The sequence below is a fragment of the Bradyrhizobium elkanii USDA 76 genome (genome assembly GCF_023278185.1).
GTDB lineage: Bacteria > Pseudomonadota > Alphaproteobacteria > Rhizobiales > Xanthobacteraceae > Bradyrhizobium > Bradyrhizobium elkanii.
On record NZ_CP066356.1, the window covers coordinates 2923813 to 2950589 of the forward strand.

The window sequence follows — 26777 nt, forward strand, 5'->3', positions numbered from 1 at the left end:
GAAGTTCGCCATCGGAACTGGGCTGCGACCGCAATTTTGTCTCGCATGTTCGGTTAAACTGCGACATAATTCATGTCTCGCGTGCTGGTGAGCATGGATTCATGAACCGCAGCCCCGTGCTCGTAGACTTGGCGCTTCAAGGTGGGGGATCGCACGGTGCGTTCACGTGGGGTGTCCTGGATCGGCTTCTCGAAGAGCCATGGTTTCAGATTGCGGGCATATCCGGGACATCGGCCGGAGCGATGAACGCAGCCGTGCTGGCGGATGGTTGGACCGCGGGCGGCGCTGCCGGCGCACGCGAAGCGCTTGAAAAATATTGGCGAAGCGTCTCGCGCGCCGCCGCATTCAGTCCGTTGCAACGGTCGCCGCTCGACCGCCTGATGGGACGCTGGTCGCTTGACAGCTCCCCGGCCTATCTCTTCACCGATTTGATGTCGCGGATGCTTTCACCCTACGACCTCAATCCCCTTGGCTTCAATCCGCTCCGCGACATATTGAACGACAGCATCGATTTCGAGCGTCTTGCACGCGCGCCGATCAAGCTCTTCATCACCGCGACACGCGTGCGTACCGGCCGCGGACGGATTTTTCGCAACGCGGAGATTACCGCGGATGTCCTGCTTGCGTCGGCTTGCCTGCCAACGATGTTTCGCGCGATCGAGATCGATGGCGAGCCCTATTGGGACGGCGGCTATGCCGGTAATCCCACGATTACGCCGCTCGTTCGCGAGACCGACGCGCGCGACACCGTCGTCGTCCAGATCAACCCGACCGAGCGTCCAGAGCAGCCGCGCACGGCCGCTGACATTCTCAACCGGCTTAACGAGATCTCATTCAACTCGCCGCTGGCAAAGGAGCTGCGGATGATCGCGTTGCTTCGCCAGGTCGCCGACCCCGGTACCGGGGAGGGCGCCCGCTGGGCGCAGATGAAGACGCACCGGATCAAGAGCGACATGCTTGCGACGTTCGGTTCGTCATCCAAGCTTAATGCCGAATGGGCGTTCGTGGCCAAGCTGCACGAGGAGGGGCGGCGAGCCGCCGGCGAATTCCTCGACGCGCATGGCGCCGATCTCGGTGAGCGTTCGACGGCAGATCTCGATATTCTGCTGGCGGAGTGCTGAGACGATGGGTCTTCTCGGCATTCTCGTCGGGCTTGGACTGCTGGTCTGTCTCGCCTTCCGCGGCTGGAGCGTGCTGCTGCTCGCGCCGCTCTGTGCGCTGGTGGCCGCAGCCTTCGGTGGCGAGCCACTGCTTGCCAACTGGACGCAGACCTTCATGGGTAGTGCGTCGGAGTTTCTCGCGCAGTTCTTTCCTATTTTTCTGCTCGGCGCCGTGTTCGGAAAGCTCATGGACGACAGCGGCGCGGTCGCTGCGGTCGCGGGCTTCATCTCCCGGTGCCTGGGCGAACGCCGGATCATCCTCGCGGTCGTGCTCGCAGGCGCGCTGGTCACCTACGGCGGCGTCAGCCTGTTCGTCGCCTTCTTTGTCATCGTTCCGATGGCGCAGTCGCTGTTTCGCAGCGCGGGGATTCCACGTCGTCTGGTACCGGCGGCAGTCATTCTCGGGACTTCGACCTTCACCATGTCGGCGCTGCCGGGCACGCCGTCGATACAGAATGCGATACCGATGCCTTTCTTCGGCACGACCCCCTTTGCCGCACCGGGCCTCGGCGTTGTCGCATCGATCATCATGCTGGGCGTCGGGCTGTGGTGGCTTCTTCGCGCGGAGAAGGCAGCGCATCGGGCAAAAGAGGGTTATGGCGACGAGCCGCCGGTTCCGGCGGATGCCGCCGACGATGAGCTGTTGCGCGAGCGGGCTACGACGGCGCGAGAATTCGACCCGGCGGAGCTCCGCCACGGACATCACAGCAGCGCCGCCGTCCCGATTTTCAACGCCATCCTTCCCCTGATCGTCGTCGTCGCCGTCAATCTGGTGATGTCGCTGGTTGTGCTGCCTCGGCTTGATTTCTCGTTCCTGGCCGAACAGCGGTGGGGCAATACATCGCTGGCTGCCGTGGCCGGTGTCTGGTCGGTTGTCGTGGCGTTGGCGGGAGCGATCGTGACGGTCATCCTCTGCAACTGGACGCGGCTGCCCGCACTCCGACGAACCATGGATGCGGGTGCCAACGCGTCGGTCCTGCCGGCGCTGAGCGTCGCAAGCCTTGTCGGATTTGGCGCCGTTATCGCCTCGCTTCCCGCTTTCGGCGTGGTGCGGGACTGGGTATTACAAATTGAGGGCGGCCCATTGGTGTCGCTCGCGGTCGCGACGAACATCCTTGCCGCGCTGACGGGGTCGGCTTCCGGCGGCTTGACGATCGCGCTCGATGCGTTGGGCCAGACTTATATGCACCTTGCCGCGGAGGCGGGTATCGACCCCGGCCTCTTGCATCGCGTCGCGGTGATCGGCTCGGGAACACTGGACATTTTGCCTCACAACGGCGCGGTCGTCAGCCTGCTTGCGATCTGTGGGCTCAAGCATCGCGAAAGCTATCTCGACATTGTCATGGTCGGCATTGCGAGTTCAGTTATCGCGCTCGTAGCGGTGATTGCGATCGGCACCGCTTTCGGGTCGTTCTGACGCAAGGGTGATGGGTCTGCTCTGCTGGCCGCAAGGCGAGCCTGGCTGGAATGACGGTCACCTGAAAATGGCGAGGGGCCCGGCGTGTTGCGCCGAGCCCCTCATGGTCCATCTAAGCAAGACGCGTTTTCTTGATGTGAACCGGAACTCCACTTCGCTCGAAAACGCTTTAGAATATCAGCCGGCCTGTAAGCCGGGTTCTGTAGGGCACCATTCTTGCGAATGATGCGCGACGGCCATTCCTCTGGGACAAGGTTCGCACCTTGCCTCGGGCAACCTACCCGGACAGCGGGCCTGACATCGCCCTGCGGTGTTATCGCGCAAGCGCGAACTAACCGCGTTGCCGTCCCTATTCGGTTTTGCTCCCGGTGTGGTTTGCCATGCCGTCTCCGTTGCCGGAAACGCGGTGCGCTCTTACCGCACCTTTTCACCCTTACTTCCTCCGAGGAGGGAGCGGTTCGTTCTCTGTGGCACTTTCCCTGGGGTCGCCCCCGCCGGATGTTATCCGGCACCGCATGTCGATGGAGCCCGGACTTTCCTCCCCCGCGGCCTTTCGGCGCTTGCGGGAGCGGCCGTCCGGCCGACTGACGGCGTACGCATGCGGGCTTTGGCCGCCCGCGTCAAGCGATTGCGATGGTTAACCTTGGCCTGGCGCCCGCTGGCTCTCGATTTTGACATTCGCGGAGGAGAGGCCTTTGATATCGATTTGATCGATCCAAAGCTCGAGGCGCCATGGATACCGAACTGGCCCGGACGTTCCTGACGGTGGTGAGCGCCGGCAACTTCATCACCGCGGCGGAGCGGCTCCATGTCAGCCAGTCGACCGTCAGCACCCGCATCCACACGCTCGAGCAGCAGCTCGGCTGCGTGCTGTTCGTGCGCAACAAGGCCGGCACCACGCTGACGCCGGCGGGCCGGCAGTTTCAGCGCCACGCCTCGGTGCTGGTCCGCACCGTCGAGCAGGCGCGCCATGACGTCGGAATCCCCAAGGGATTTTCCGCGACGCTGGTGGTCGGCGGCCGCATCGGCCTTTGGGAAGAGTATCTGCTGCGCTGGCTGCCGCTGATGACGCGCGCGCATCCCGACATCTCGATCCGCGCCGAGAGCGCGCTCGAGCCCGAGCTGATGCAGGGGCTGGTCGAGGGACGCATCGATATCGGCGTGATGTACACGCCGCAGAGCCGCCCCGGCCTCAAGGTCGAGCAGCTGTTCGAGGAGCAGCTCATCCTGGTGTCGACCGATCCGAAGAGCGCGCCGGAGCCGGGGCCGGGCTATGTCTATGTCGATTGGGGACCCGAATTCTACGCGCGCCACGCCACGCTGTTTCCGAATTTCGCCGGCCCCGCGCTGACGGTGAACATCGGCTGGCTCGGATTGCAGCATCTCTTGGAGAATGGCGGCTCCGGATTCTTTGCGCGCCGTATCGTGGAGCCGCTCCTGAAGGCGCGGCGGCTGCACGCCGTCGCCGGCGCACCTGGCTTTGCGATGCCGGCCTATGTCGCCTATCCGGCTGACAGCCAGGACGATCATCTGGCGCGCGCGGTCGAGACCATGCATCGGCTCGCCGCGTCGCATGTGAATACGAGCGCGGACCTCCCGCGGCCGAGGCCCGCCACGCGGCGGCGACGCTGACCGCGATTGCTATCGGCATCACCGATCAGTTCCATCGGCTTTCTTCGCTTGTCAGCGCAGACATCCGCGTTCACAGCAGGATGGCGTCAGCGGGAGGTCAAACGATGGATATTGCGGCAGAAGTGGGAGACGCGTTGCTCAAGGGCGCCTCCGACGCGATCGTTGCGACCGATGCCGAAGGCCGCATCACCTTGTGGAATCCCGGCGCGGTCAGGTTGTTCGGTTTCAGCGCCGAGGAGGCGATCGGACAATCGCTCGATTTGATCATTCCGGAGAATCTGCGCGCGCGTCACTGGGCCGGCTTCCGGCACACGATGGCGACCGGGACGAGCCGCTACGGTCAGGGCGATCTGCTGTCGGTGCCGGCGCTGACCAGGCACGGCACGCGCATCTCCGTCGAATTCACCATCGCGATGCTGCACGATGCGGCGCACAAGGTCGCCGGCACCGTCGCCGTGATGCGCGACGTGACCAGGCGTTTCGAGGAGCTCAAGGAGTTGCGGCGCCGCGCCGCGCAGCAGGCCGGGACATCGTCATGACGCCGGCGGTGGGATGACCGCTACTTTCCCGATCGCATGCGGGTTTCCGCCAGCGCGGTCACGAGGCCGATGATCAGCAGCGAGGCGACGATGTCGGCTTCCGCACCGAAACCAAATGCGACCACCGTCGCTGCGGCGACCGTCGCAAGGATCGCGATGGTCAGCCCTTCGTCGGCGATCAGCTGACGCAGCGCCTTCAGGCGCGTGGTGCCCCGTTGCATTGCCTGCTCACACGCCGAGCGGATTGCCGCCCGCGGCGATGGTGGAGGCGACCTGACTGGCGTGGTGGCGCGGCTTCGCCACGATCCGGCTGCGCAGGATCCGGTACAGCATCGACAGCAGCAACCGGGAAAGGCGCGGTCCTGTTTGCGGCAGTGGTGTCATTGCGAAGCCCTCCAGGTTATCGCCACCCAAGGCTACGCGCTGCCATGAATTTAACAAACGAATAATAATGGCGGTTACTATCGGGCAATCCGATATAAGCCCGCGACCCCCGCCGGGCAGGCGAGGCATTCACGCCGGGCGGCCAAAATAATTTATCCTGACGATGTCGTCCTGCGTGTCGCCCGTTCGACTGGGGGTCGGCGATCCAGCCGATCAAGAGGAGTCCATAAGATGCAATATCTGTTGCTGATCTACCGAAGCGACGCGGAGTATGGCCGTATGAATGCCGACGACCGCAAGGCCCTGTCGGCGGAATATGCGGTCTACACCCAGTCCATCATCCAGAGCGGACACTTCAAGGCGGGAGACGGGCTGCAGCCGGTGTCGACCGCGACCACCGTGCGGGTGCGCGACGGCAAGACGCTGACGACCGACGGGCCGTTTGCGGAAACCCGCGAACAGCTCGGCGGCTACTATCTCGTCGATGCCAAGGATCTCGACACGGCGCTCGGCCTCGCGGCGCGGATTCCCGGCGCCAAGACCGGCTCGATCGAAGTCAGGCCGGTGATGATCTACGACAACCCGCGATAGCGGCATCATCGCCAGATGGATGTAGCGGCCGCGTCGCCTGGCGCGGCCGCTGAGCAACGATCGATCGTCATGACCCCGAGCCAGATCGAAAAAGTGTTTCGCGACGAGGCGGGCCGGGCGCTCGCAACGTTGATCCGTCTCGTCGGCGATTTCGACCTGGCCGAGGATGCGCTTCAGGATGCTTTTGCGGTGGCGCTGCAGCGCTGGCCGATCGGCGAATTCCCCTCCAATCCGCGTGCCTGGCTGGTCAATGTCGGCCGCAACAAGGCGATCGACCGCGTCCGCCGCGCGGCGACGTTTCGCGGCAAGCAGCAGGAGCTGACGCATCAAATCCTGCTCGATGCGGAGTCCTCGCCCGAGCCGGCCGACGCAACGCTCGACGACGACATGCTGCGGCTGATCTTCACCTGCTGCCATCCGTCGTTTGCCGCCGAGGTCCAGGTCGCGCTGACCTTGCGCACGGTGTGCGGGCTGACGACTGTCGAGGTCGCGCGCGCCTTCCTGGTGAGCGAGGACGCCATGGCGCAGCGCCTCTTGCGCGCCAAGCAAAAGATAAAACTCGCCGGCATTCCCTATGAGGTGCCGGAGCGTGAGGCGCTGGAGCCGCGCCTCACCGGCGTGCTCGCGGTGATCTACCTCGTCTTCACCGAAGGTTATGCGGCGACCGCCGGCGAGGATCTGATGCGGCCCGATCTTGCGCGCGAGGCGATCCGGCTGGCGCGGCTGATCGATGCGCTGATCCCGGCACGCGGCGAGATCAAGGGGCTGCTGGCGCTGATGCTGCTGCATGATGCGCGCCGCGCCGGCCGCCAGACCGCCGGCGGCGATATCGTGCTGCTCGAGGAGCAGGACCGTTCGCTGTGGGATTTCCGGCAGATCGCCGAAGGCCTCGAACTGGTCGAGGAGGCTCTGCGGATGCCGGGCCGGCCGCAGTCCTACGCCGTGCAGGCCGCGATCGCCGCGCTGCACGCGCGGGCGCCGAGTTACAAGGACACCGACTGGCCGCAGATCGCCGGTCTCTATGAGGTGCTGCTGCGCATCAGCCCGTCGCCGGTGATCGAACTCAATCATGCCGCCGCGGTGTCGATGGTCGACGGCCCGGCGCGCGCGCTCGACCTGATCGACGCGCTGGACGCGCGCGGCACATTGAAGGGATATGACCAGCTGCCCGCGGTCCGCGCCGATTTGCTGCGCCGCCTCGGCCGCAAGGACGAAGCGCGGCAGGCCTATCTCGCCGCGACGGCAGCCACGCAACTCGAACCGCTGCGGCGGCTCTATGCGCGGCGGATCGCCGAGATGGGGTGACGCACCCCGTCTCGTGCGTGGCCAGTGGCGGCGCGCGATTCATCCACGATGGTTAGCGCGCCGTGCGGCGTTGAGCGTGCTCAGTACCCTGTCTTTGCCTTGGCGCCGGTGCTCGATTGCCCGGTCGTCGTCCCCTTCGACATGCCGGTCGTCGTGCCGGGTGCCATCTTCTTCTGCGCGTGATGGACCTTCTGGGTCTTGTGATGGGTCGACGACATCGTCTTGCTTTGGGTCGACATAGCGCCAGCGGCTGCCGGAGCGACAATGAGGCCGACGGCGGCAGCTCCTGCGATCAGTGCTTTGAACATGGACGAATCTCCACTCGGACCGCCCCAGCTACAAAGACCGCATATGCCGAAAAGTTCCAACGTGCATGCACACTTGGCCGGAAAATGCACGGCTCCTCGCAGTGACCGACGGAGGCGAGCCTAGCTCGACGCGACCGCCGTCGCCGCATCCGGCGGCAGGCTCTCGAGCAGCGCATGCAGCGTCGCCATGGTGGAGCGGTCGGCGATCCCGTCGATGCGCTCCGGGCGGAAGTGGCGCTGGAAGGCGGTGACGACCTCCATGGTCGGGCCGTCGAACTTGCCGTTGGTCGGGATGTTGTAGCCGTAGCGCCGGAACGCGGCCTGCATGTTGGAGACGCTGTCGCTGATCGCACCGAGCTGCAGCGCGTCGCCGCGCACGATCGGCGCCGGCTGCACCCAGTGCCCGACGCCGGAATTGGCCAGCGAGTGCCATGGGAATTTCTCGCCGGGATCCTTCTTGCGCGCCGGCGCCACGTCGGAATGGCCGAGCACGCGATGCGAGACGATCTTGCGGCGAAGCATGATGCCGCGGCACAGCGCGATGACGGCCGCGATCTGGCGCAGTGGAAAGTCCGGATAGCCCCAATCGTGACCGCGATTGACGATCTCGACGCCGATCGAGCAGGAGTTGATGTCGTCATCGCCGGCCCACGCCGATACGCCGGCGTGCCAGGCGCGCTTGCTCTCCGGCACGCACTGCACGATGCGGCCGTCCTCGAGCACGATGTAGTGCGCCGAGACCTCGGTGCCGGCCGTGCAGAGCTGGGTGATCGCACCTTCGACGTCGGGCATGCCGGTGTAGTGCAGCACGATCATGTCGGGTTGCCGGCCATTGGCGCGATCGCCGAAGTTCGCCGACGGGATCACGTCGGAGGCGATCGAGGAATCCGGCGTGAACGTCTTCGCGTCCGCCACCCCCTTTGGAACAGGGAGGGCGCGCTGACGCTTCGGATCAGCGTTGCCGGACGAAGACGAACTTGAAGCCATACGAATCACTCAAACCCGAACCAGGAGAAAGCATTTTGACATATGGATAAACAAATAGGCGTTTACTATTCCTTTACCGTGCGGGCCGCGCAATGACCGCTGCCGGTTCCGCGATCCGCACGATGCGCCGCGTCATTATGCCTGGAGTGAGTCTTAAGGGTATCACTCGAATGCGGCTCAAAGGCGCGCGGTTCCGCTAACCGATCATCAACGTTTTCTTAACGTTAAGTGCCGTTACTGAGAGGTGAAGTGCCGAACCGGTTTCGGGGGACGGCCAAAGGACGCTGAGCCCCGCTGTTTGCGCGAAATCCCATGGAAACCCTCCCAATTCCGGTCGGATATCAGGATTTGCGGCCGAGGACGGGAGTTGGCGCTGGCGTCACGCAGCGGCTTTTTCACGCGTTTTCGAGCGAAGTGGATACCGGTTCGCGTGAAGAAAGCGCGTCAAGACAGGAATCCGGAGCTCCGTTCCGATCCAATCGGAACGAAGAAGGCTCTGGGCGCGAGGATTCGAGGCGCAATGAGTCGGCGCGCACCCAGCTTGTATGCCAGTTACGCGGCCCCGCCCGGGGGCCGCGCATGAGCGAGCGTGCGCCGCGTCACATTTCGGTGCTGGGACGCGAGGCGGTCGCGTATCTCGATCCGCGCGCCGGCGGCATCTATGTCGACGCGACCTTCGGTGCCGGCGGCTACAGCCGGGCGATCCTCGATGTCGCCGAGACCCGCGTGATCGGCATCGACCGCGACCGCACCGCGATAACCGGCGGCTTCGATCTGGTCGACGGCGCGGGCGGTCGGCTGACGCTGGTCGAGGATCGCTTCTCCAATCTCGCCGAGGTCTGCGCGTCGCAGGGGGTGGGTGCGGTCGACGGCGTCGTAATGGATGTCGGCGTCTCCTCGATGCAGCTCGACCAGGCCGAGCGCGGCTTCTCGTTCCGCCTCGGCGGTCCGCTCGACATGCGGATGGCCCAGAGCGGCCCGACCGCGGCCGATGTGGTCGCGGCGGCTTCCGAGAAACAACTCGCCGACATCATCTATGTCTTCGGCGAGGAGCGCCATTCGCGCGGCGTTGCCCGCGCCATCGTCGCCGCGCGCAAGGACGCGCCGATCACCACGACCGACGCGCTTGCCGATATCGTCGCGAAAGTCGTGCGCGCCAAGCCGAACGAGATCCATCCGGCGACGCGGACCTTTCAGGCGCTGCGCATCTTCGTCAATGAAGAGCTCGATGAGCTCTATCTGGCGCTCGCAGCCGCCGAGCGCGTGCTGAAGCCGGGCGGCCGGCTGGTCGTGGTTTCGTTCCATTCGCTGGAAGACCGCATCGTCAAGAATTTCCTCAGCCTGCGCGGCAAGGTCTCCGCCGGCTCGCGGCATTTGCCCGAGGTAGCGCACTCGGCGCCGAGCTTTCAGATCCTGACCAAGCGTCCGGTGACGCCTGATGAGGCCGAGCTTGCCGCCAATCCGCGCGCGCGATCGGCCAAGCTGCGTGCCGCCGAACGCACCGCGGCGCCGGTGCACGCCGACGACGACCTGCCGTCATGGCCGCGCCTGTCCGACCTGAAGCGGGGAGGGTGACGATGCGCCTTCTCCATCTCCTCGTCATCGGCATGCTGATCTTCGCGGCGTCCTATGTCTACCGCATCAAGATGGAATCGACCGCGCGCGTCGAACGCGTGCTGCAGCTCAATGCCGAGATCCGCGAGCAGCGCAACGCGATCGCCGGGCTGCGCGCCGAATGGGCCAAGCTCGACGCGCCGCTCCGGTTGCAGGGGCTTGCCGAGCGCCATCTGCCGCTGAAGCCGATCAACGCCAACCAGTACGATTCCCTGAAGAACCTGCCGGAGCGGCCGCCGAGCTTCACGCGGCCCGGTTCGCGCGATCCGATCGGCGCGATGATCGACACCATCGAGGCCGCGGCGGCGCCCGACAGCACGACCGGATCGATCGACAAGGCGGCGACCGACCAGCCGGCCGCCGACCAGCCTGCGCTCGATGACTCCGGGCAGGGCGGGGGAGACCAGCAATGACGGGACCAGCCATGACCGATCCGGCACCCGCCAACACGCCGGCCGCAAAACCCGCCGAGCCCTGGAACCAGCGGCTGATCCGCACGCTGCTGTATGGCAGCAATGTCGACCGCGCCGCCAAGGCGCGCGCGCGCGTTGGCCTCGCCATCCTCGCTTTCGCCGCGGTCTATTGCGTGCTGGCGGGGAGGCTGGTGCTGTTCGCCGTCGGCGCCGACAGCCATGGCGCGCGCCGCACCGCCTCGCAGGATGCCATCGCGACCGCGAGGCCCGACATCACCGACCGCAACGGCGAAATCCTCGCGACCGACGTCAAGGCGCCGAGCCTGTTCGCCGAGCCGCGCCGCCTGATCGACAAGGACGAGGCGATCGAGTTGTTGACCGGCGCCTTGCCCGATCTCGACACCAGCGAGGTGCGCGACCGCCTGTCGTCGCGCAAGGGCTTCGTCTGGCTGAAGCGCGAGATCACGCCGAAGCAGCAGAGCGACATCCATCGCCTCGGCCTTCCCGGCGTCGGCTTCCTGCGCGAGAACAAGCGCGTCTATCCGACCGGCAACGAGGTCGCCCACCTGATCGGCCTCGTCAACATCGACAACCAGGGCATCGCCGGCATGGAGAAGTGGCTGGACAGCAACGGTCTGGCCGATCTGCATCGCGCGGGCTTCGCCACCGACCGGCTGCAGAAGCCGGTGGAGCTGTCGGTCGACCTGCGCGTCGAGCACGCGCTGCGCGACGAATTGCTCAAGGCGAAAGAGAAGTTCAAGGCCAAGGCCGCCTCCGGCCTCGTCTCCAACGTGCGCACCGGCGAGATCGTGGCGATGGTGTCGCTGCCGGATTTCGATCCGAACAATCCGAAGGAGGCGCACGATCCCGATCGCATCAACCGCCTGACCACCGGCGTCTACGAGATGGGCTCGACCTTCAAGGCGTTCACGCTGGCGATGGCGCTGGATAGCGGCCGGTTCGATCTCAACTCGATGTGGGATGCGCGCGGCCCGCTGCACTACGGCAAGTTCGCGATCCATGACGATCACAACATGGGCCGCATGATCAACATGAAGGAGGTGTTCTACTATTCCTCCAACATCGGCGCCGGGCGCATTGCGCTGGCGATGGGCGTCGACGCGCACAAGGCCTTCCTGCGCAAGATGGGGCAGCTCGAGCGGCTGCGCACCGAACTGCCGGAGAGCGCGTCGCCGATCGTGCCGAAGAAGTGGGGCGAGTTGAACACCGTCACCATCTCGTTCGGTCACGGCATCGCGGTGGCGCCGCTGCAGGCGGTGATGGGCATCGACGCGCTGGTCAATGGCGGCTACCTGATTCCGCCGACCTTCCTGAAGCGCACCGAGCAGGAGGCGATGGCGCTCGCCAGGCGCGTCATCAAGCCGGAGACCTCGGACAAGATGCGCTATCTGATGCGGCTCAATGCCGAGATCGGCACCGCGAAGAAGGCCGACGTCAAGGGCTACTATATCGGCGGCAAGACCGGCACCGCGGAGAAGGTGATCAACGGCCGCTACGCCAAGAAGCGCGTGCTCAACGCCTTCACCGCGATCCTGCCCGCCGACAATCCGAAATACCAGCTCCTGATCATGCTCGACGAGCCGCAGCCCCTGAAGGAGACCTACGGGTTCATCACCTCGGGCTGGAATGCGGTGCCGACCGGCGGCAATGTGATCGCCCGAATTGCGCCGCTTTTGGGCGTTGAACCGCGATTCGACCTGCCGCCGTCCGACCGCCTTATTCTTGCGGCATCCAGAACAACCCAGTAAGGCGTATATTCACAGCATGATCCGGAAAGGTGTGAAGCGGCTTTCCGGATAGATCATGCTCAAGCGACGGTGCCAGAACAGCGCCGGCCAGACTGGAAGATCATGAGACTTCGCGACCTCTTCGACGCCGATGCCACGATCGATCCAAGTGCCGACACCATCGTCGTCGGAGGGCTTGCGGTCGACAGCCGGGCGGTGAAGCCGGGCGACCTGTTCTTCGCACTTGCCGGCAGCAGGACCGACGGCGCGCGCTTCGTCGATGCGGCGATCGCCGCCGGCGCGGTCGCGGTCGCCAGCGACCATCTGCCGCAAGGTCACGCTCGCGCCCCCTTCGTCATCACGCCCAATCCGCGCCGCGCGCTGGCGCGCGCCGCGGCCAAATTCTTTCCCCGCCAGCCGGCGACGATCGCGGCGGTGACCGGCACCAGCGGCAAGACCTCGGTCGCAGCGTTCACACGCCAGATCTGGCAGCGGCTCGGTCATTCCTCCGCCAGCATCGGCACCATCGGCCTCGTCTCGGACAAGCGCACGGTCTACGGCTCGCTGACCACGCCGGATCCGATCGCGCTGCATCGCCAGCTCGACGAGATCGTGAGCGACGGCGTCACGCACCTGGCGTTCGAGGCGTCCTCGCACGGCCTCGACCAGTATCGTCTCGACGGCGTGCGCATCGCCGCTGGCGGCTTCACCAATCTGTCGCGCGACCACATGGATTATCATCCCGATGTCGCGCATTACCTCAACGCAAAACTCCGGCTGTTCCGCGATCTCGTCGCGCCAGGCGGCGCCGCGGTGATCTCGGCCGACCATGACTGTTCGGGCGAGGTGATCGATGCGGCGCGCTCGCGCGGCCTGCGTATCATCGCGGTCGGGCGCAACGCCGATGCAGGCGATGGCATCAAGCTCCTCGATGCCGCCATCGAAGGCTTTGCCCAAAGGCTCCTGATCGAGCACCGCGGGCGCAAGCACGCGATCCGGCTGCCGCTGGTCGGCGAATTCCAGATCGAGAACGCGCTGGTCGCGGCGGGCCTTGCGATCGGCACCGGCAGCGCCGCCGACGACGTGTTCGGCTGCCTCGAGCATCTCGAAGGCGCCAAGGGCCGGCTGGAATTCGTCGGCGAGCACAATGGCGCGCCGATCTTCGTCGACTACGCCCACAAGCCCGACGCGCTCGCCAAGGCGCTGCAGGCGCTGCGGCCCTATGCCAGGCGCAAGCTGGTCGTGATCTTCGGCGCCGGCGGCGACCGCGACGCCGGCAAGCGTCCGATCATGGGCGCGATCGCGGCCGAAAATGCCGATCAGGTCATCGTCACCGACGACAATCCGCGCAGCGAGAAGCCGGAGGCGATCCGCGCCGCGATCATGGCGACGGCGAAGGGCGCGCGCGAGATCGGCGACCGCGCCGCGGCGATCCGCGCCGGAATTGCCGGCCTCGCGCCGGGCGATGCGCTGGTCGTTGCCGGCAAGGGCCACGAGGTCGGGCAGATCGTCGGCAACACGACGCTGCCGTTCAGCGACCATGAAGCGGTCGCCAGTGCACTGGCTGCGGAGGGCGCATGAGCACGATGTTGTGGACCTCGGATGCGATGGCGACGGCGATGCGCGCCGCCACGCAAGGCACGCTGCCGGACGGCGTCACCGGTCTCTCGATCGACAGCCGCACCATCGCGCCTGGCGAGGCGTATTTCGCGATCAAGGGCGACGTCCACGACGGCCATGCCTTTGTCGAGGCGGCGCTGAAGGCCGGCGCCGGGCTCGCGGTGGTCGAGACCGCGCAGCGCGCAAAGTTTCCCACTGATGCGCCGCTGCTGGTGGTCGACGACGTGCTCGCCGGCCTCGTCGAGCTCGCCCATGCCTCGCGCGCGCGGCTCAACGCGCAGATCATCGCGGTGACCGGCTCGGTCGGCAAGACCTCGACGAAAGAGGCGCTGCGCCGCGTGCTGTCGGCGCAGGGCGAGACCCATGCGTCGGTGGCGTCGTTCAACAATCACTGGGGCGTGCCGCTGTCGCTGGCGCGCTGCCCGGCCAGCACGCGCTTTGCGGTGTTCGAGATCGGCATGAACCATGCAGGCGAGATCACGCCGCTGGTGAAGATGGTGCGCCCGCACGTCGCAATCATCACCACGATCGAGCCGGTGCATCTGGAATTTTTCGCCGGCATCGAGGCGATCGCCGACGCCAAGGCGGAGATCTTCGCAGGGCTCGAGCCCGATGGCGCCGTCGTGCTCAACCGCGACAACGGACAATTCGCGCGGCTGCAAAAGCAGGCCAGGCAGGCCGGCATCTCGCGCATCGTCTCGTTCGGCACCGACAAGCGCGCCGAGGCGCGGCTGCTCGACCTGTCGCTGCACGCGACCTGCTCGGCGGTGCATGCCGATATTCTGGATCATGACATCACCTACAAGATCGGCATGCCCGGCCGGCACATGGCGATGAACTCGCTGGCGGTGCTTGCCGGCGCTTCGCTGCTCGGCGCCGATATCGCGCGCGCGGCGCTGTCGCTGTCGCAGCTCGAGGCGCCGACCGGCCGCGGCTTCCGCCGCACCCTCGAGGTCGGCCATGGCGAGGCGATGCTGATCGACGAGAGCTACAACGCCAATCCGGCCTCGATGGGCGCCGCGCTCAACGTGCTCGGCCAGGCCCGGACCGGGCCGCATGGCCGGCGCATCGCCGTGCTCGGCGACATGCTCGAACTCGGGCCGACCGGGCCCGAATTGCACCGCGGCCTCAACGAGGCCGTGACCGCCAACCGCATCGACCTCGTATATTGTTGTGGTCCGCTGATGCGGAATCTGTGGGATGCCCTTTCCACCGGCAAGCGGGGAGGCTATGCCGAGAGCTCGGCGGCGCTCGAAGCGCAGGCGGTCGCCGCGGTCCGTGCCGGTGACGTGATCATGGTGAAGGGCTCGCTGGGATCGAAGATGAAGCTTATCGTCAGCGCGCTGGAAAAACGCTTCCCCGACAAGGCCGCGCACGAAGAAGCGGTATAGGACTCCTTGAATGTTCTACTGGTTGATCGAACTGTCCAACACCGTTCCGGGGTTTGGGGCGTTCCGCAGCGCTTTGAACGTGTTCCGCTACATCACCTTCCGCACCGGCGGCGCGATGGTGACCGGCGCATTGTTCGTGTTCCTGTTCGGGCCCTGGATCATCGATCACCTGCGGCTGCGGCAGGGCAAGGGCCAGCCGATCCGCACCGATGGCCCGCAGTCGCATCTGATCTCCAAGAAGGGCACGCCCACCATGGGCGGGCTGATGATCCTGTCCGGGCTCGTGGTGTCGACGCTGCTCTGGGCCAATCCGCTCAATCCCTATGTCTGGATCGTGCTGGCGGTGACGCTCGGCTTCGGCTTCGTCGGCTTCTATGACGATTATTTGAAGGTCACCAAGCAATCGCACAGCGGCTTCGCCGGCAAGCTCCGCCTGCTGATCGAGGCGGCGATCGGGCTCGCCGCCACCTACGCGCTGGTCCGGCTCGGGCGCGACGTGTCCTCGACCTCGCTCGTGATTCCCTTCTTCAAGGACCTCGTGATCAATTTCGGCTGGTTCTTCGTGATCTTCGGCGCCTTCGTGATGGTGGGCGCCGGCAATGCTGTCAATCTCACCGACGGTCTCGACGGTCTTGCGATCGTGCCCGTGATGATTGCCGCCGCAAGCTTCGGCATGATCTCGTACCTGACCGGCAACGCGGTGTTCTCGGATTACCTGCAGATCAATTACGTCGCCGGCACCGGCGAACTGGCGGTGCTGTGCGGCGCGGTGCTTGGCGCAGGCCTCGGCTTCCTCTGGTTCAACGCGCCGCCGGCCTCGATCTTCATGGGCGACACCGGCTCGCTGGCGCTCGGCGGCATGCTCGGCGCGACGGCGGTTGCGGTGAAGCACGAGATCGTGCTCGCCGTGATCGGCGGCCTGTTCGTGCTGGAGGCGGTCTCGGTCATCGTCCAGGTCACCTCGTTCAAGCTCACCGGCAAGCGCGTGTTCCGGATGGCGCCGCTACACCATCATTTCGAGCAGAAGGGCTGGACCGAGCCGCAGATCGTGATCCGGTTCTGGATCATCTCGGTGATGCTGGCGCTCGCCGGCCTCTCCACCCTCAAGCTGCGCTGAGCGCCATCATGATCCCGGTCACCTCCTTCTCCGGCAAGACGGTCGCGGTGTTCGGGCTCGGCGGCTCCGGGCTCGCGAGCTGCCACGCGCTGAAGGCCGGTGGCGCGGAGGTGATCGCCGCCGACGACAATGCCGACAACGTCGCCAAGGCGGCGCAGGCCGGCTTTACCACCGCTGATCTGCGCACCGTGTCGTGGACGAATTTCGCCGCGCTGATCCTGACCCCCGGCGCGCCGCTGACCCATCCGGCGCCGCACTGGAGCGTGCTGAAGGCGCGCGAGGCGGGTGTCGAGGTGATCGGCGACGTCGAACTGTTCTGCCGCGAGCGGCGCCGTCACGCGCCGAACGCGCCGTTCGTCGCCATCACCGGCACCAACGGCAAATCGACCACCACCGCGCTGATCGCGCATCTGATGAAGGTTGCCGGCTACGATACCCAGATGGGCGGCAATATCGGCACCGCGATCCTGTCGCTGGAGCCGCCGCGCATGGGGCGTGTCCATGTGATCGAGATGTCGTCCTACCAGATCGACCTCGCACCGTCGCTCGATCCGTCGGTCGGCATCCTGATCAACATCAGCGAGGATCACATCGATCGCCACGGCACGCTCGAGCATTACGCCGCGGTCAAGGAGCGGCTGGTCGCCGGCGTGCAGCAGGGCGGCACGTCGATCGTCGGCGTTGACGATGGCTGGAGCCGCAACATCGCCGACCGGCTCGATCGCGCCGGCAAGCGCGTGGTCCGCATCTCGGTGAGGAACCCGCTGCCCGACGGTCTCTATGTCGAGCACGAGACCATCCTGCGCGCATCTGGCGCGGCGCGCAGCGAGATCGCGCGGTTAGGGGGCATCGGCTCGCTGCGCGGCCTGCACAATGCGCAGAACGCCGCCTGCGCCTCGGCCTGTGCGCTGGCGATGGGAATCGCGACCGACGTGCTGCAGAACGGCCTGCGCAGCTTCCCGGGTCTCGCGCATCGCATGGAGCAGGTCGGTCGCCGCGGCAACGTGCTGTTCGTCAACGACTCCAAGGGCACCAACGCGGATGCGGCCGCGCATGCGCTGTCGTCGTTCGCCGACATCTACTGGATCGCCGGCGGCAAGCCGAAGGCCGGCGGCATCACCAGCCTGACCGAATATTTCCCGCGCATCCGCAAGGCCTATCTGATCGGCGAGGCGGCGGCCGAATTCTCCGGCACGCTCGGCGAGCGCGTCGCGCATGAGATGTCCGGCACGCTCGACGTCGCGATCGCCAGCGCCGCGCGCGATGCCGAGGCGTCGGGGCTCGCGGAGGCCGTCGTGCTGCTGTCGCCGGCCTGCGCCTCGTTCGACCAGTACCGCAATTTCGAAATCCGCGGCACGGCGTTTCGCGACATCGTCCAGGCGCTGCCCGGCGTCAAGCCGGTGGTGTGACGAGGCAGTGTAGGGCGGATTGGCACAGCGTAATCCGCCGTTCGGTGCCGGGCGATGACACCGAGATGAAGTACGCAGTGACGGTGCGTCGTATCGCGCGAGAACCATCCTCATCGTCGTCCTGGCGAAAGCCAGGACCCATTACCCCAAATCTCAATCGTTGCGCGACGCTGGGGCCGCGGTAGCGTCCATTATCAAGTGCGGTGGTTATGGGTCCTGGCTTTCGCCAGGACGACGTCGGGATGGGGGCTCATCCACCTCCCTCAAAAGTTACCCGTCCCGTTAACCCCTTGGAAACCATCCTGCGCCACGAATGGACGTTATCTCTGCCATCTGGGGACGCCCATGCTCGCCCGTGACCAACGCACCCCGTTCTCGGACTGGTGGTGGACCGTCGACAAGCTGCTGCTTGTCGCGATCGCGGCGTTGATGCTGGCCGGCGTCATCCTGTCGCTGGCGGCGAGCCCGCCGGTGGCGACGCGGATCGGGCTCGATCCATTCCACTTCTTCAACCGCCACGTCATGTTCCTGGTGCCGTCGCTGATGGTGCTGATCGGCGTCTCGTTCATGACGCCGCGGCAGATCCGGCGCACCGCGCTGATCGTGTTCGCGGTCTCGATCGCGCTGATCGTGCTGACGCTGCTGGTCGGGCCCGAGGTCAAGGGCTCGCGGCGCTGGATCACGCTGCTCGGCGTCAACATCCAGGCCTCGGAAGCCGCAAAACCCTCCTTCGTCATCGTCGCGGCCTGGCTGTTCGCGGAATCGACCAAGCGGCCGGAGATGCCGGCGACCTCGATGGCGCTGGTGCTGTTGCTGACGCTGGTGACGCTGCTGGTGATGGAGCCCGACTTCGGTCAGACCATGCTGATCCTCACCGTCTGGGGCGCGCTGTTCTTCATCGCGGGCATGCGGATGATCTGGGTGTTCGGGCTCGCCGGCGCGGCGGGCGCGGGCCTGTTCGGCGCCTATCTTCTGGTGCCGCACGTCGCCGGCCGCATCAAGCGCTTCATGAACCCCGCCTCCGGCGACACCTTCCAGGTCGACACCGCGATGGAGGCGTTCTGGAACGGCGGCTGGTTCGGGCTGGGGCCGGGCGAGGGCATCGCCAAGCGCAGCCTGCCGGACAGCCACACCGACTTCGTGTTCGCGGTCGCGGCGGAAGAGTTCGGCATCATTCTCTGTCTGATGCTGGTCGCGCTGTTCGGTTTCATCGTGATCCGCACGCTGACCCGCGCCTATGCCACCGAGGACATGTTCTCGCGCTTTGCGGCGTCGGGGCTTGCGATCCTGTTCGGCGTGCAGGCGACGATCAACATGGCGGTCAATCTGCAACTGATCCCGGCCAAGGGCATGACGCTGCCGTTCATCTCCTACGGCGGTTCCTCGTTCGTGTCGCTTGCCTATGGCGTCGGCATGATGCTGGCGCTGACGCGGCAGCGGCCGCGCACCGAAATCGAATCGATGGAAGGCGCCAGCGCTCAGCGCGCCTACGCGTAGGTGACTGTGACGGTCGTGTCGGTTATCTGGAAACCATGGACAACGCGCCCCTGATTCTGCTGGCGGCCGGTGGCACCGGCGGCCATCTGTTCCCGGCCGAAGCGCTCGCCGTGGAACTGATCAGGCGTGGCCTGCGCGTCCGGCTCGCCACCGACGGCCGCGCGCTGCGCTATTCCGGCCTGTTCGGCCGGGAGAGCATCGACCTCGTGCCGAGCGCGACCGTGCGCAGCCGCAACCCGATCTCGCTGGCGCGGACCGCGTTGATGCTCGGCTACGGCACGCTGGTCGCCGCCAATCTGGTGCGGCGGCTGAAGCCCGCGGCCGTGGTCGGCTTCGGCGGTTATCCGACCTTGCCGCCGCTGATGGCGGCGCGGCTGCTCGGCGTCCCCGGCATCATCCACGACGCCAATGCGGTGCTCGGCCGCGCCAACCGTTTCCTCTCCGGCCGCGTCAACGCGATCGCGACCTCGCTGCCCGGCGTGCTCGATCGCGATCCCGCGCTCGCGGGCAAGGCGACCACCGTCGGCACGCCGATGCGTCCGGCGATCCTCGCCGCGGCCGCGGTGAAATACACGGCACCCGAGGCGAACGGGCCGCTGCGCCTGCTTGTCGTCGGCGGCAGCCAGGGCGCGCGGGTGATGAGCGATATCGTGCCGCCGGCGATCGAGCAGCTCGCGCCCGCGCTGTGGAGCCGCCTGGTCATCACCCAGCAGGTGCGCGAAGAGGACATGAATCGGGTGCGCGCGGTCTACGACCGGCTCGAGATCAACGCCGAGCTCGCGCCGTTCTTCGCCGACCTGCCGGCGCGCCTCGCCTCGAGCCAGCTGGTGATCTCGCGTTCCGGCGCGGGGACCGTCGCCGAGCTCGCCGCGATCGGCCGGCCCTCGATCCTGGTGCCGCTGCCGGGCGCGATCGATCAGGACCAGTTCGCCAATGCCGGCGTGCTGTCGCAGGCGAGCGGCGCGCTGCGCATCGCGCAGAGCGACTTCACGCCCGAGCGGCTGGCCGCTGAAATTTCGGCCTTCGCCGCCGAGCCCGCGAAATTGACCGCGATGGCGGCGTCGGCGCGCGGCGTCGGCCGGCTCGATGCCGCCGAGCGGCTGGCCGATCTGGTTGCGAAAGTGGCTGGAATTTAGGCCGTTGCGAGGAATTTTAGGCCGTGAGACGTCATAGCCGGGCTTGTCCCGGCCATATCAGTCTTTCATAAGTCGGTGAATCCCCGGATGAGGCCGGACACGATGAAGGTGCTATCGTCATGAGACTGCCGCGCGAGATCGGACCCATTCACTTCGTCGGGATCGGCGGCATCGGCATGAGCGGCATCGCCGAGGTGCTGATCAATCTCGGCTACACCGTGCAGGGTTCCGATGCTTCGGACAACTACAACCTCGACCGCTTGCGCAAGAAGGGCGCCAAGGTCTCGGTCGGCCACGCCGCCGAGAATGTCGACGGCGCCGATGTCGTCGTGGTCTCGACTGCGATCAAGCGCGACAATCCCGAACTGATGGCGGCCCGCGCGCGGCGCATTCCGGTGGTGCGGCGCGCCGAGATGCTGGCGGAACTGATGCGGCTGAAGAGCTGCGTCGCGATCGCCGGCACCCATGGCAAGACCACCACGACGACGATGGTGGCGACCCTGCTCGACGCCGGCGGGCTCGATCCGACCGTGATCAATGGCGGCATCATCAATGCCTATGGCTCCAACGCGCGGCTCGGTGCCGGCGACTGGATGGTGGTCGAAGCCGACGAGAGCGACGGCACCTTCCTGAAGCTGCCGTCCGATGTCGTCATCGTCACCAATATCGACCCCGAGCATCTCGATCACTTCAAGACCTTCGAGGCGATTCAGGACGCGTTCCGCAATTTCGTCGAGAACGTCCCGTTCTACGGCTTTGCCGTGATGTGCACCGATCACCCCGTGGTGCAAGCTCTCGTCGGCAAGATCGAAGATCGCCGCATCATCACCTACGGCCAGAATCCGCAGGCCGACGCGCAGCTCAAGGATCTGACGCCGACGGGCGGCGGCTCGAAATTCTCGGTCGCGATCCGCGATCGCAAGTCCGGCGCGGTCCACGAGATCGCCGATATCATGCTGCCGATGCCGGGGCGCCACAACGCATCGAATGCGACGGCGGCGATCGCGGTCGCGCACCAGCTCGGCGTGTCCGACGACGTCATCCGCCAGGCGATGTCCGGCTTCGGCGGCGTCAAGCGGCGCTTCACCAAGACCGGCGAGACCAACGGCATCACCGTGATCGACGATTACGGTCATCATCCGGTCGAGATCGCAGCGGTGCTGAAGGCGGCGCGGGAATCCGTCAACGGCAAGATCGTCGCCGTGGTGCAGCCGCATCGCTACACCCGCCTGCAATCCTTGTTCGAGGAATTCTGCACCTGCTTCAACGATGCCGATGCGGTCGTGGTTGCGGAGGTCTATCCGGCCGGCGAGGCGCCGATCGCCGGCATCGATCGCGACCATTTCGCCGCCGGCCTGCGCGCCCACGGCCATCGCAACGTTGTCCCGCTGCCGAACGCGGGCGAGCTCGCGAAGATCGTGCACGGCCTTGCCAAGCCCGGCGACCTCGTCGTCTGCCTCGGCGCCGGCAACATCACGCAATGGGCCTACGCGCTGCCCGGCGAATTGAAGGCGCTGGGGTGATGATGGCCTCGTATCCATCCACGTCATGGCCGGGCTTGTCCCGGCCATCCACGTCTTCACTGCACTATCGTGTCGTACAGGTCGTCCCAGTTCGGGTTCGCTGCGATGATCTTGCGGATCTTCCAAGCGCGCGGCCAATGCTTGATGGTGTGTTCGCGCTGGATGGCTGTACGGATGTCGTCAAAGTGCTCAAAGTAGACGAGTCGCTTCAGTCCGTATCGCTTGGTGAAGCCATCGACGAAGCCGGAACGGTGCTCGAATATCCGGCGGACGAGATCGCTCGTTACCCCGACGTAGAGCACGCCGTTCGGACGGTTGGTCAGAAAATAGACGTATCCCCCTGCCATGTGGGGATACTGCAAGACGTGGATGGCCGGGACAAGCCCGGCCATGACGGATGGAGAGGTCGCCCATGACCTTCCCCGACATCACGTCCGACCTGAAAGCCGCGATGCCGGAGCTGCGCGGGCGGCTGCTGGCGAACCAACGGCTGGCGGAGCTGACATGGTTTCGCGTCGGCGGGCCGGCGCAGGTGCTGTTCACGCCGGCCGATGAAGATGACCTCGCCTATTTCCTGAAGCGCCTGCCGCCGGAGCTGCCGGTCTACGTCGTCGGTGTCGGCTCCAATCTGATCGTGCGCGATGGCGGCATGCCCGGCGTCGTGATCCGGCTCGCGCCGCGCGCCTTCGGAGAGACCAGCGCGGCCGGCGACGTCGTCACCGCTGGTGCTGCGGCGCTCGACAAGCGCGTCGCCGAGACGGCGGCGGCCGCTGATATCGGCGGCATGGAATTCTTCTTCGGCATTCCCGGCACGGTCGGCGGCGCGCTGCGCATGAATGCCGGCGCCAATGGCGGCGAGACCAGGGACGTGCTGATCGAGGCCACCGGCATCGGCCGCGACGGCACGAAGCATACGTTCGGCAATGCCGACATGAAGTTCGTCTACCGCAACAGCGGCGTCGATCCGTCCATCGTCTTCACCTCGGCGCGCTTCCGCGGCAAGATCACCGATGCCGAGGCGATCCGCGCCCGCATGAACGAGGTGCAGACCCATCGCGAGACCGCGCAGCCGATCCGCGAGAAGACCGGCGGCTCGACCTTCAAGAATCCGCCCGGCAACAGCGCCTGGAAGCTGATCGACGCCGCCGGCTGCCGCGGCCTCAAAATCGGCGGCGCGCAGGTGTCGGAGATGCACTGCAATTTCCTGATCAACACCGGCAACGCCACCGGGCACGACATCGAGACGCTCGGCGAGACGGTGCGCGAACGGGTCAGGCAAAGCAGCGGAATCGAGCTACACTGGGAAATCAAGCGGATCGGGAAAAGCTGATGCAGGTGACCATTCTGTTCGGCGGCACCAACAAGGAGCGGCTGGTCTCGGTGGCGAGCACGCAGGCGCTGCACCGCGCGCTGCCCGACGCGGATCTCTGGTTCTGGGATGTCGACGACACCGTGCACGCGGTGACGTCGGAAAAACTGCTCGGCCACACGCGGCCGTTCGAGGTCGATTTCAAGCCTGATGGTCGCGGCATCGCGCTCGACCAGGCGCTCGACAAGGCGAGCGCCGAGCAGCGTGTGCTGGTGTTCGGTTTGCATGGCGGCCGCGCCGAGAATGGCGAATTGCAGGCGATGTGCGAGCTGCGCGGCGTCGCGTTCACCGGCTCCGGCTCGGCGTCGTCGCATCTGGCGTTCGACAAGCCGTCGGCGAAGCGTTTCGCCGCGATCGCAGGCCTCAACGCGCCGCAGGGCATCACCGTCGAGCAGATCGACGAGGCCTTCGCGAAACACGGCAGACTGATTGCAAAGCCCGCCAAGGACGGATCGAGCTACGGGCTGATCTTCGTCAACGCGAAGCAGGACCTCGTCGCGGTCCGCAATGCCGCGAAGCATGAAGAATATCTGATCGAGCCGTTCGTGTCGGGCGTGGAGGCGACCTGCGGCGTGCTCGAGCAGTCCGACGGCTCCGTGTTCGCGCTGCCGCCGATCGAGATCGTGCCGGGGGAGGGAACCTTCGACTACACAGCCAAATACCTTTTGAAGTCGACCCAGGAGATCTGTCCCGGCCGCTTCGCGCCCGAGGTCAGCGCCGCGATCATGGACCATGCGCTGCGGGCGCACCGCGCGCTGTCCTGCGCCGGCTACTCGCGCAGCGATTTCATCGTCTCGGCCAATGGCCCGGTCTACCTCGAGACCAACACCCTGCCGGGGCTCACCGCGGCATCACTGTACCCTAAGGCCTTGAAAGCACAGGGCATCGCCTTTGCCGACTTCCTTAACGACCAGATCGAGCTCGCCCGCCGCCGCGTCCGACGTTAATGCCCGGCCGGGCGGGAACCCGCCTGGTCGGCCGGATGGAACCCGGGCGCTGTTGCTAAAATGCTAACGAGTTCGCGGCAAAGTACTCAGAGCGTTGATCAAAACACGCTCCAGGCCGAAGTCGTTTACCGTTTGTTTACCAGGAAGCCCGAAGGTTAACGCTGGCGGCGCATGTAGCGCTTGGCTGCCGGGGCGTGAGCTGTCGCGGATTACCGCTTCGAGGATCGCAACCAGGGAACAGGGGGCCACTCTAATCCCACCGGTCTAGCCGAGACGTGATTTGTGCCGGGACCCGCGCGGTTTGCGGGCACAACATGTGACGAGCTCGTGCAATGGATGGTGCAGGACGCCTCACCCGATCGCTGCGATCGCTGGGGCCTCAAGCTGACCTGAGAGCAGCCGCTATTGGAGCGGCGGTGCTGCTGCGCGAGTGTGTCGGCGCCCATCTCGCGCGCCGCAGGCGGCGTCCCGCCAAGCGGCCGCAAGTCATCATCGATCGCGAGCCGCCGAACCGCTACATCCTGATGGTCGAACGCTATCTGCCGCGCCGCATCGGGCTGGTTGCGACGCTCGCGATCCTGTTCGGCAGCCTGGGCCTCGGCATCGTCAAAGGCGGCCATGTCGAGGAATTCACCGCCGCGCTCAGCGACACCCGCAACGCGCTGGCCAACACCGCCGGCTTCCGCATCACCACCGTCGGCATCAACGGCCGCAAGCAGCTCAGCCAGGACGAGGTGCTCGCGATCGGCGGCGTCAATGGCCGCTCCTCGCTGCTGTTCCTCGACGCCGACACCGTGCGCGCCAAGCTGAAGGCCAATCCCTGGATCGCGGATGCCACGATCCTGAAGCTCTATCCGGGCCGACTGCAGATCGACATCGTCGAGCGCACGGCGTTCGCGCTGTGGCAGCAGAACGGCCGCCTGTCGGTGATCGCCTCCGACGGCGCAGTGCTCGAGCCCTACGTCTCGCGCCGCTTCCTCAATCTGCCGCTGGTGGTCGGCAAGGGCGCCGACGTCAGAGCCCACGACTTCCTGGCGCTGCTGGACCGTTACCCGCAGGTCCGTTCGGTGACCAAGGCCGCGATCTTCGTCGGTGAGCGGCGCTGGAACCTGCGCCTCAAGGACGGTCTCGACGTCCGCCTGCCGGAGAACGACGTCGGCAACGCGCTCGCTGCGCTCTCCAGGCTCGACAAGGACGAGAAGCTGTTCTCGCGCGACATTGTCGCCGTCGACATGCGCCTGCCCGATCGGCTGATCGTGCAATTGTCCGAGGATGCCGGCAAGGCGCGCGACGAACTGTTCAAGGACAAGAAGTCCAAGAAGAAGGCCGGTGACTCCGCATGACCGGCCTCGATCGCAATTTGACCCCGAAGACCCGCCCGATGCAGAAGCGCACCGCGATGGTGGCTTCGCTCGATGTCGGCTCCAGCAAGATCGCCTGCATGATCGCGCGGCTGAGGCCGTCGCCGCCGAACGAGGCGCTGCGCGGGCGCACCCATGCGGTTGAATTGATCGGCTACAGCCAGATCCAGTCGCGCGGCGTCAAGGCCGGCTCCGTCGTCGATCTCGCCGAATGCGAGAAGGCGGTGCGCCACGCGGTGGCGCTGGCCGAACGCATGGCCAAGGTCCGTGTCGAATCCGTTCTGCTCTCGGTCTCCGGCGGCCGGCAGCATGGCCAGCTGGTCGAAGCCGCGGCCGATATCCGCGGCGGCTCGGTCACCTCGGACGATATCAGCCGCGTCACCTCAGCCGGCATGCGCCACGCCGCAGGCGCAGGCCGCACCGTGCTGCACGCGCTGCCGGTCGGCTACGCGCTCGACGGCGTCAAGGGCATCCGCGATCCCAGAGGCATGGTGGCGCGACAGTTCGGCGTCGACATGAACGTGGTGACGTCGGACGCGACGGTCGCCAAGAACCTGATGCTGGTGGTCGAGCGCTGCCATCTCAACGTCGAAGCCATGGCATCGAGCCCCTATGTCGCGGGCCTCTCGGTGCTGACCGACGACGAAGCCGATCTCGGCGCTGCCGTCGTCGAGATGGGCGCGGGATCGACCACGATCGCGACATACTCCGGCGGACGTCTCGTGCACGCATCCGGATTCGCGCTCGGCGGGCAACACATCACGATGGATCTTGCGCGCGGCATCGGCGCGTGCATTGCGGATGCCGAGCGAATCAAGACCTTATACGGCACGGTGCTGACCGGCGGTTCGGACTCGCGCGAGCTGATGTCCGTTCCCACTGCAGGCGATGATCGGGACACACCGCAAATCGTGTCCCGCGCCACGATTGCGAACATTGTCCGGCATCGCGCCGAGGAGATTTTCGAAATGGTCCGTGACCGGCTCGCGGATTCCCCCTTTGCGGCAGAGCCGAGGGCGCGCGTCGTGTTGAGCGGCGGCGCCTCGCAGCTCACCGGCACCGTCGAGCTTGCCACCCGCATCCTGAACCGTCAGGTCCGCATCGGCCGTCCGCTCGGCTTCGGCCGGCTGCCGAACGAGGCGAAGGGCGCCTCGTTCTCGGTGCCGACGGGCCTCCTGGTCTATCCGCAATACGCACATCTTGAACATGTCGAACCGCGGCGCACGCGGCAGCTCAGGACAGGGACAGACGGTTACTTCGGAAAGGTCGGACGATGGCTTCGCGAGGGCTTCTGATGACCGCACCCCGG

At 66.1% G+C, this 26777-nt stretch carries 25 protein-coding genes, 1 other RNA gene and 1 pseudogene; 21 read left to right on the plus strand and 6 right to left on the minus strand.

Annotated elements, in window-relative coordinates:
- The first annotated feature begins 101 nt into the window (after window positions 1–101).
- The gene (locus JEY66_RS13920; RefSeq protein WP_026193140.1) at window positions 102–1121 is read left to right on the plus strand and encodes a patatin-like phospholipase family protein; all 1020 of its coding nucleotides are present in this window, start codon (window positions 102–104) and stop codon (window positions 1119–1121) included.
- A gap of 4 nt (window positions 1122–1125) precedes the next feature.
- Window positions 1126–2577: a GntP family permease gene (locus tag JEY66_RS13925; protein ID WP_018273023.1), complete on the plus strand. Its 1452-nt coding sequence runs from the start codon at window positions 1126–1128 to the stop codon at window positions 2575–2577.
- Between the two features lie 173 nt (window positions 2578–2750).
- Here the strand turns inward: JEY66_RS13925 and rnpB are convergent.
- An RNA gene (rnpB, locus tag JEY66_RS13930) (RNase P RNA component class A) lies at window positions 2751–3165 on the minus strand.
- Between the two features lie 144 nt (window positions 3166–3309).
- Here rnpB and JEY66_RS13935 point away from each other — a divergent pair.
- Together JEY66_RS13935 and JEY66_RS13940 are read left to right on the plus strand one after the other, a co-directional pair.
- Window positions 3310–4209 (plus strand): LysR family transcriptional regulator, encoded by a 900-nt coding sequence (locus tag JEY66_RS13935; protein ID WP_016840047.1) that lies wholly within the window; start codon window positions 3310–3312, stop codon window positions 4207–4209.
- A gap of 104 nt (window positions 4210–4313) precedes the next feature.
- Entirely contained in the window at window positions 4314–4748 is a 435-nt protein-coding gene (locus JEY66_RS13940; RefSeq protein ID WP_018273022.1) for a PAS sensor domain-containing protein, read from the plus strand.
- Window positions 4749–4768: 20 nt separating this feature from the next.
- On the opposite strand, the gene JEY66_RS13945 is transcribed toward JEY66_RS13940, so the two are convergent.
- Together JEY66_RS13945 and JEY66_RS13950 are read right to left on the minus strand one after the other, a co-directional pair.
- Entirely contained in the window at window positions 4769–4969 is a 201-nt protein-coding gene (locus tag JEY66_RS13945) for a hypothetical protein (protein WP_016840049.1), read from the minus strand.
- Window positions 4970–4976: 7 nt separating this feature from the next.
- Window positions 4977–5132 carry a hypothetical protein gene (locus JEY66_RS13950; protein ID WP_157183471.1) on the minus strand — a complete coding sequence of 52 codons (156 nt, stop codon included), beginning with the start codon at window positions 5130–5132 and terminating at the stop codon, window positions 4977–4979.
- Window positions 5133–5363: 231 nt separating this feature from the next.
- On the opposite strand from JEY66_RS13950, the gene JEY66_RS13955 reads away from it, so the two are divergent.
- Together JEY66_RS13955 and JEY66_RS13960 are read left to right on the plus strand one after the other, a co-directional pair.
- Window positions 5364–5723, plus strand: a complete 360-nt coding sequence (locus JEY66_RS13955; RefSeq protein WP_016840051.1) for a YciI family protein — start codon at window positions 5364–5366, stop codon at window positions 5721–5723.
- Between the two features lie 69 nt (window positions 5724–5792).
- Window positions 5793–7028, plus strand: a complete 1236-nt coding sequence (locus JEY66_RS13960; RefSeq protein ID WP_026193139.1) for an RNA polymerase sigma factor — start codon at window positions 5793–5795, stop codon at window positions 7026–7028.
- Window positions 7029–7108: 80 nt separating this feature from the next.
- Here JEY66_RS13960 and JEY66_RS13965 read toward each other — a convergent pair whose 3' ends face one another.
- The gene (locus JEY66_RS13965; protein WP_016840052.1) at window positions 7109–7336 is read right to left on the minus strand and encodes a hypothetical protein; all 228 of its coding nucleotides are present in this window, start codon (window positions 7334–7336) and stop codon (window positions 7109–7111) included.
- 120 nt (window positions 7337–7456) lie between these two features.
- Window positions 7457–8323: an N-acetylmuramoyl-L-alanine amidase gene (locus tag JEY66_RS13970; RefSeq protein WP_026193138.1), complete on the minus strand. Its 867-nt coding sequence runs from the start codon at window positions 8321–8323 to the stop codon at window positions 7457–7459.
- Window positions 8324–8902: 579 nt separating this feature from the next.
- On the opposite strand from JEY66_RS13970, the gene rsmH reads away from it, so the two are divergent.
- The 10 genes from rsmH to murC all read left to right on the plus strand — a co-directional run bounded on the left by rsmH (window position 8903) and on the right by murC (window position 21791).
- Window positions 8903–9898 carry a 16S rRNA (cytosine(1402)-N(4))-methyltransferase RsmH gene (gene rsmH / locus JEY66_RS13975; protein WP_018273020.1) on the plus strand — a complete coding sequence of 332 codons (996 nt, stop codon included), beginning with the start codon at window positions 8903–8905 and terminating at the stop codon, window positions 9896–9898.
- Window positions 9899–9900: 2 nt separating this feature from the next.
- Window positions 9901–10350 carry a cell division protein FtsL gene (gene ftsL, locus JEY66_RS13980; RefSeq protein WP_038379031.1) on the plus strand — a complete coding sequence of 150 codons (450 nt, stop codon included), beginning with the start codon at window positions 9901–9903 and terminating at the stop codon, window positions 10348–10350.
- Window positions 10351–10361: 11 nt separating this feature from the next.
- Window positions 10362–12119 (plus strand): peptidoglycan D,D-transpeptidase FtsI family protein, encoded by a 1758-nt coding sequence (locus tag JEY66_RS13985; RefSeq protein WP_016846575.1) that lies wholly within the window; start codon window positions 10362–10364, stop codon window positions 12117–12119.
- Between the two features lie 102 nt (window positions 12120–12221).
- A complete protein-coding gene (locus JEY66_RS13990) occupies window positions 12222–13679 on the plus strand; it encodes a UDP-N-acetylmuramoyl-L-alanyl-D-glutamate--2,6-diaminopimelate ligase (protein ID WP_016846576.1) in 1458 nt (485 codons plus the stop codon).
- Entirely contained in the window at window positions 13676–15109 is a 1434-nt protein-coding gene (locus JEY66_RS13995) for a UDP-N-acetylmuramoylalanyl-D-glutamyl-2,6-diaminopimelate--D-alanyl-D-alanine ligase (RefSeq protein ID WP_016846577.1), read from the plus strand. Before JEY66_RS13990 ends, JEY66_RS13995 begins: the two co-directional genes overlap by 4 nt.
- 10 nt (window positions 15110–15119) lie before the next feature.
- Entirely contained in the window at window positions 15120–16226 is a 1107-nt protein-coding gene (mraY, locus tag JEY66_RS14000) for a phospho-N-acetylmuramoyl-pentapeptide-transferase (protein WP_016846578.1), read from the plus strand.
- An 8-nt stretch (window positions 16227–16234) separates the two neighbouring features.
- Window positions 16235–17635, plus strand: coding sequence for a UDP-N-acetylmuramoyl-L-alanine--D-glutamate ligase (gene murD / locus JEY66_RS14005; RefSeq protein WP_018273018.1), 1401 nt, complete (start codon window positions 16235–16237; stop codon window positions 17633–17635).
- 345 nt (window positions 17636–17980) lie between these two features.
- On the plus strand, window positions 17981–19132 hold the full coding sequence (gene ftsW, locus JEY66_RS14010; RefSeq protein WP_016846580.1) for a putative lipid II flippase FtsW: 1152 nt from the start codon (window positions 17981–17983) through the stop codon (window positions 19130–19132).
- Between the two features lie 35 nt (window positions 19133–19167).
- The gene (gene murG / locus JEY66_RS14015; protein ID WP_018273017.1) at window positions 19168–20268 is read left to right on the plus strand and encodes an undecaprenyldiphospho-muramoylpentapeptide beta-N-acetylglucosaminyltransferase; all 1101 of its coding nucleotides are present in this window, start codon (window positions 19168–19170) and stop codon (window positions 20266–20268) included.
- Between the two features lie 119 nt (window positions 20269–20387).
- Window positions 20388–21791, plus strand: a complete 1404-nt coding sequence (murC, locus tag JEY66_RS14020) for a UDP-N-acetylmuramate--L-alanine ligase (RefSeq protein WP_016846582.1) — start codon at window positions 20388–20390, stop codon at window positions 21789–21791.
- A 56-nt stretch (window positions 21792–21847) separates the two neighbouring features.
- On the opposite strand, the gene JEY66_RS14025 is transcribed toward murC, so the two are convergent.
- The gene (locus JEY66_RS14025; protein ID WP_018273016.1) at window positions 21848–22183 is read right to left on the minus strand and encodes a GIY-YIG nuclease family protein; all 336 of its coding nucleotides are present in this window, start codon (window positions 22181–22183) and stop codon (window positions 21848–21850) included.
- 20 nt (window positions 22184–22203) lie between these two features.
- Here JEY66_RS14025 and murB point away from each other — a divergent pair, with 20 nt between their 5' ends.
- The 5 genes and pseudogenes from murB (at window position 22204) to ftsA (ending at window position 26763) form a co-directional block, all read left to right on the plus strand.
- Complete coding sequence (murB, locus tag JEY66_RS14030) at window positions 22204–23121, plus strand: UDP-N-acetylmuramate dehydrogenase (protein ID WP_016846584.1); 918 nt, start codon at window positions 22204–22206, stop codon at window positions 23119–23121.
- A complete protein-coding gene (locus JEY66_RS14035) occupies window positions 23121–24107 on the plus strand; it encodes a D-alanine--D-alanine ligase family protein (RefSeq protein WP_016846585.1) in 987 nt (328 codons plus the stop codon). Before murB ends, JEY66_RS14035 begins: the two co-directional genes overlap by 1 nt.
- Before the next feature lie 98 nt (window positions 24108–24205).
- Window positions 24206–24500, plus strand: a pseudogene (locus JEY66_RS14040) (D-alanine--D-alanine ligase); the annotation flags it as partial.
- Window positions 24440–25450 (plus strand): cell division protein FtsQ/DivIB, encoded by a 1011-nt coding sequence (locus tag JEY66_RS14045; RefSeq protein WP_026193137.1) that lies wholly within the window; start codon window positions 24440–24442, stop codon window positions 25448–25450. The pseudogene JEY66_RS14040 and the gene JEY66_RS14045, both read left to right, overlap by 61 nt.
- A complete protein-coding gene (ftsA, locus tag JEY66_RS14050) occupies window positions 25447–26763 on the plus strand; it encodes a cell division protein FtsA (protein ID WP_018273014.1) in 1317 nt (438 codons plus the stop codon). Before JEY66_RS14045 ends, ftsA begins: the two co-directional genes overlap by 4 nt.
- Window positions 26764–26777 lie beyond the last annotated feature (14 nt).